This window comes from Endozoicomonas sp. ONNA2 (assembly GCF_024606365.1).
In the GTDB taxonomy this organism is placed as follows: domain Bacteria; phylum Pseudomonadota; class Gammaproteobacteria; order Pseudomonadales; family Endozoicomonadaceae; genus Endozoicomonas.
Genome location: NZ_JAHHPO010000656.1, coordinates 1 through 5,775 on the forward strand (window position 1 = coordinate 1; position 5,775 = coordinate 5,775).

Below are 5,775 nucleotides of genomic sequence, written 5' to 3' on the forward strand. Positions count from 1 at the left end.
GCTGCCCGCAAAAGCACAAGTGGTTCCAACTTTTCGGGAAGCGGGCGGCGGGTAGTGGGTAGCGTCTGTAGAGAAGTTATTTCAGGACAGCTCATGAGTTTGTTGAGTTTTTGGTGTCCGGGCATTCTCTTCCTGCTGCTTGCCATATCTCCCCAATGTCTGTCTAACACGATCAACTCAGAAACCACAAATTTCTCGATATCCGCCAGCTACACGACAATTAATGAACAGGGAAAAGAAACCCTGTGTACAATCTCAAGCAAGGATAGCATTGAAAAACTGCAGGCGTTGAAAAATACAGACTGTGAACTCCCCATGTCAAATGACCCTAATGATCGGTCAGTCATTCTGGTCTCCCATAGCCCCTACCATGAAACACGGCAGATATTACTCACTACCCGCAAACTGCTGATGTGGTCCTATATGGCAGTTCACGTATACAAACTTCTGGACTCGGGAAATATCCTCTGGACGCAAAGAGAGGCCTGTCCCTGCAGTGGGAAATTAATGGATATCAGCCATAAACCGGACAGACTAATGACCAAGGGTTTCTTTTTTACCTACTACCTTCTGAGCCTCGGCTACCATGGCTGGCGTTATATCCAATCTTATATCAATCCTGATGCAACTGGCCCTGACACCCCCAAAACAGCTGAATTCAAGAGTGAACCTGCATGGTCCGACACGCTTTACAACCTCGTTGCCACAGTGTCAGAGTACCCTTATGCCAATCACATCCTGACCCTGGCCCTGGATTCAGCGGCCATGACATGGGACTGTCGATGTCCCGGATATTTTACTGACAGCAAAGGCGGCCTGTATTTCAACGGCCACCTCTGGATGCTTTTGCTGAATGTGGCAATTTTTACTACAGACTTGGCAATCGACTACTTATAATACTCCGTTTGGTCTCAGAGCCTGTTGGTGGCCTTTTTCAGCTTGCCGAAAAGTTATCAACTAGCTTTCTAACGGAGAAAAGGCTGTGGAAAAGATTACCGTACAGGGCGCTCGTACGCACAATCTGAAGAACATCAACCTGGAGATGCCGCGTGACAGCCTGATTGTAATTACCGGACTATCGGGTTCCGGTAAGTCTTCCCTGGCCTTTGACACACTGTATGCCGAAGGCCAGCGTCGTTATGTTGAGTCACTGTCAGCCTATGCCCGCCAGTTTTTATCCATGATGGAAAAGCCCGATGTAGATCATATCGAAGGCCTCTCTCCAGCTATTTCCATTGAGCAGAAATCCACCAGCCATAACCCGCGTTCTACCGTGGGAACCATCACAGAAATCTACGATTATCTGCGGTTGCTGTTTGCCCGCGTCGGCATTCCCCGCTGCCCGACACACCACCTGCCTTTAGAGGCGCAAACCGTCAGTCAGATGGTAGACCAGGTTCTGGCACTGCCAGAAGGCACGAAACTGATGCTGCTGGCCCCGGTGGTCAGGGGACGAAAAGGTGAGCATCTCCATGTCTTCAACGAGCTGAGAAGTAACGGTTTTATTCGTGCCAGAATCAATGGGATTGTCACTGATCTTGATACACCGCCAAAACTGGATAAAAAAAAGAAACACACCATTGAAGTGGTCATAGACCGCTTTAAGGTGCGTGATGATCTACAACTGCGCCTCTCTGAGTCGTTTGAGACAGCGCTTGAGTTAACCGATGGTCTTGCTACGGTCAGCTACATGGATAATGACGCTAAAGACGACATTGTCTTCTCATCCCGGTTCGCCTGCCCTGAATGTGGTTACAGCCTCAATGAGCTGGAACCCCGGCTGTTTTCCTTTAACAATCCGGCGGGAGCCTGTCCTGGTTGTGACGGACTCGGTGTCAAGCAGTTCTTCGACCAGGATCGTATAGTACAGCACCCTGAATTGACTCTGGCAGAAGGGGCAATCCGTGGTTGGGACCGCCGCAGCGTTTATTACTTTCATCTGTTGAAGTCACTGGCCGCTCACTATGACTTCAGCATTGACACCCCGTTTGATGACTTGAGCCTGGAACAGCAGAACATTATTTTACACGGCTCCGGTGATGAACAAGTTAATTTCAGTTACGTTAATGACCGGGGGGATGTCTATAAGAAGCGGCATACCTTTGAAGGCATTATTCCCAATTTCGAGCGGCGTTTCAGGGACACCGACTCACAGTCCGTCCGGGAAGAGCTGACCAAATACCTCAGCACCCAGCCATGCCCGGCCTGCAAGGGCACCCGTTTAAGGAAAGAAGCCCGCAATGTATTTATCCAGAATGAAACCCTGCCGGAGCTGGTTAAATTACCCGTGGAAAAAGCACTGACCTATTTTCAGGATCTCGACCTGCCCGGTCGCCGTGGCGAGATCGCCAGGAAAGTACTTAAGGAAATCTGTGATCGCCTGAGCTTTCTGGTCAACGTCGGCCTGAACTATCTCACCCTGGAGCGCAGTGCCGATACCTTGTCCGGTGGTGAGGCCCAGAGAATCAGACTAGCCAGTCAGATTGGCGCAGGCCTTGTGGGCGTTATGTATATTCTTGATGAACCGAGTATCGGGCTGCATCAACGGGACAATGAGCGCCTGCTGAATACACTGACCCGTTTGCGTGATCTGGGTAATACGGTGATTGTCGTTGAACATGATGAAGATGCCATTCGCAGTGCGGATCATGTGATCGATATTGGCCCCGGTGCCGGTATTCATGGTGGCGCCATCGTGGCTCAGGGAACCCCCGGAAAGGTCATGGACACTCCCGCTTCCTTAACGGGTCAATACCTCTGTGGCATTCGCAAGATCAATGTGCCTTCGGACAGAACCCCTGCAGACCCAAAGAAAACCCTGAAACTCAGTGGTTGCAGCGGCAATAACCTGAAAAATGTCTCACTGGAAATTCCGGTGGGTTTGATGACTTGCATTACCGGTGTTTCAGGTTCTGGCAAGTCCACATTAATCAATGGCACCCTGTATCCGCTGGCAGCCACAGCGCTCAATAAAGCCACAACCTTAACCGCTGCCCCCTATAAAAAGCTGACCGGCATTCATCACTTTGATAAATGCATTGATATTGACCAGAGCCCCATCGGCCGCACACCGCGCTCTAATCCGGCAACCTACACCGGGATTTTTACCGCTATTCGTGAGCTATTTGCAGGCACTCAGGAAGCCCGCTCACGGGGCTATAAGCCGGGGCGTTTCAGCTTTAATGTCAAGGGTGGGCGGTGCGAGGCCTGTCAGGGCGATGGTGTTATCAAGGTAGAAATGCACTTTCTGCCAGATATCTATGTTGCTTGCGATGTCTGTAAGGGCAAACGTTATAACCGGGAAACCCTGGAAGTGAAATACAAAGGCAAGAGCATCCACGAAGTACTTGAAATGACCGTGGAAGAAGCCCTGCAATACTTCGATCCAATACCTGCGGTCAAGCGCAAACTGCAAACCCTGATGGATGTCGGGCTTTCCTATATTCACCTTGGCCAGAATGCCACCACCCTCTCCGGTGGTGAAGCCCAGCGGATAAAACTGGCGAAAGAGCTGTCCAAACGGGATACCGGTAAAACACTCTACATTCTGGACGAGCCAACCACCGGGCTCCATTTTCACGACATTGAACAGCTACTCTCTGTCCTTCATCGTTTGCGGGATCACGGTAACAGTGTGGTCGTCATTGAGCACAACCTGGATGTGATTAAAACGGCAGACTGGATCATTGACCTGGGCCCTGAGGGGGGGGATGGTGGCGGCCAGATTATTGCCGTTGGCACACCGGAAGCTGTATCGGATGTTCCACAGTCACATACTGGCCGCTTTCTAAAACCAATGCTTGCTTGACACGCTGCCGGGAAGAGGCCAAATCTGCACTTACTGAGAAGAGTATCCCTCCTCCCTGATAGAAAATGAAGGATACCTCGGCCAGGATCCCTTGATATCAATATGGCGATCGCCGGTGGACCAGGACCCCAACGGTGTTTTCCAGCGATGGGTCTGCACCGTTTTCAGAATACGCAGATAGTTTAATGTCATGGTCAGATTGGTCGCATCCAACGGGATGCCATCAATTACCTGCTGGAGAAAGGGCAGGAGCCAAATATGAGTCTGCTGATCACCAACCGGAGTCGTATAAGAAAGAGAAATCCTGACATAATGATCGCTGTGATTGTTAAAGAGCATTCTGAAGGAGTCAATAGGCCTGATCCAGTGCAGCATAACCTTCTCTCCCTCCAAAGATGCAAAGGTAAAAGCCACCGGTACCAATACCGGACTGGACTTATTTGCTTCCGCGGGCCATAGAACACTGAGAATGTCGCCTTCATGTTCGGCTTTTGCATACTGCGCATCCCCGCCAACCTGAGTCAGCATATTGCCCAGATAGCTGGCCTGCCCGCTGATACGCCAGTTTGAGTCATCACTCAGAGCAACCGCATTGACGCCTGCCTTAGCCATAATCACACTGGTAATCACACCAAAACCCTGGGATATTCCACTGACCGAGTCGTACATAGACTCATCACTGGCAATAGACTTTAATAAATTGAGATGCTCCCTTAATACTTTACCCGGATCTTTAATACCCTGTTGTTCTGCCAGAACCCAGCGTGACATCATTGCTCCACGCCTGCTGAACTGCCACTTCAGTTGAACCTGTGCATCCCCCTGATGAGCCAGGCTCCCCTTTGCACCAACCAACCCCCCCGGCTCATGCACATGCTCAGAAGCGAGTGTCATCACTTCATTCAATGGCGAAATGGTGGTTTCAAAATCACTTAAGGACTCACCGGTCGGTTGAAACACCCCACTGTCAATATCAATGACGCCCATGGCGCCGGGTTTTATCATCGGGTCAAGGTTAAAGTTCCCCCACCAGTTTGGATGGCTCTCTCGAATCAGCTGGTTATAAGTTCTGGTTATGTAGCCGGAATTGACGGTTTTCACCGGTTGACTGGCAGAAATCTCGGCAGTAAGCATTACGCTTGCCATCATGCACAAACAACGAATAAGCATCAACATGGAGACACTCCTGGCAGAGTAGCGTATCACTGGGGGAATTGCGTTGAATAGAGTGAAGCAGAGCAAGATTCGCAGGATCAGCGCTGATTTTGCGGCAGGGCTTGCCTCCGTGTCCAGTGAATCAATTCAGTTTAGACAACCTATCTCCCTTCATCTGATCGATCACGAACGTCATTCTTGGCCGCTTGTCGCTCATACGCATCAAGCATGGTGCAGACACGCTCGAAAATAAAACCACCGGGGCGCGTACATACCCGTTCACTAATTGCCTTGGCAGCCGCAGACAAAAGAGCTACGCCAAATCCCGCTAGCATCATATACGTCTTATCACTTTCAATTATCATATGCCTTACTGCCTCGGGTTTAGTCAGGCAATAAGCTCCAATCACAGGTGCCACAGCACATAAAACGACAACGTTATAGCCAAAACGTACTGCTTTTCTCCTTACATGGGATGAAACGCCAGCCGATGGCAGATTGTCGACTGCTTCGAGGGCGCCTTGTTGAACCTGATTTGCACCTGCAGCTTGCATAGTAATACCTGAATTCAGGACAGCCTCTAAAATGAGCAATTAAGCAAAGTTCATCACGGATCAGAAGTGCTTTAGACAAGGTTTGTTGACAAAAATTCCGTCATATAATAATTAGTCCCCAATTAACTCCTCACCTTGCCAGCAAAAGCTCTTAGGATAGACATTAAGCGTCTATATTCCTGAAGCAAAAGCTTTGAACCACAAAGCACACGAAGAGCACAAATGCCCATGGCGCGTGAAAATATTTTGCGCCACCCT

The 5,775-nt window shown here is 49.9% G+C and carries 4 protein-coding genes; 2 read left to right on the plus strand and 2 right to left on the minus strand.

The genetic code is table 11. The annotated features are described in order from the left end of the window. Positions 1 to 897 (plus strand): hypothetical protein (locus KDK14_RS11520; protein WP_257265266.1); only part of this gene is annotated, 897 nt, incomplete at its 5' end. 85 nt (positions 898 to 982) lie between these two features. Further along, positions 983 to 3,808: an excinuclease ABC subunit UvrA gene (uvrA, locus tag KDK14_RS11525; RefSeq protein ID WP_257265267.1), complete on the plus strand. Its 2,826-nt coding sequence runs from the start codon at positions 983 to 985 to the stop codon at positions 3,806 to 3,808. Between the two features lie 30 nt (positions 3,809 to 3,838). Here the strand turns inward: uvrA and KDK14_RS11530 are convergent, their stop codons facing one another. Further along, positions 3,839 to 4,984 carry a hypothetical protein gene (locus KDK14_RS11530; RefSeq protein WP_257265268.1) on the minus strand — a complete coding sequence of 382 codons (1,146 nt, stop codon included), beginning with the start codon at positions 4,982 to 4,984 and terminating at the stop codon, positions 3,839 to 3,841. A 140-nt stretch (positions 4,985 to 5,124) separates the two neighbouring features. Further along, a complete protein-coding gene (locus KDK14_RS11535) occupies positions 5,125 to 5,517 on the minus strand; it encodes a hypothetical protein (RefSeq protein ID WP_257265269.1) in 393 nt (130 codons plus the stop codon). Positions 5,518 to 5,775: the final 258 nt, after the last annotated feature.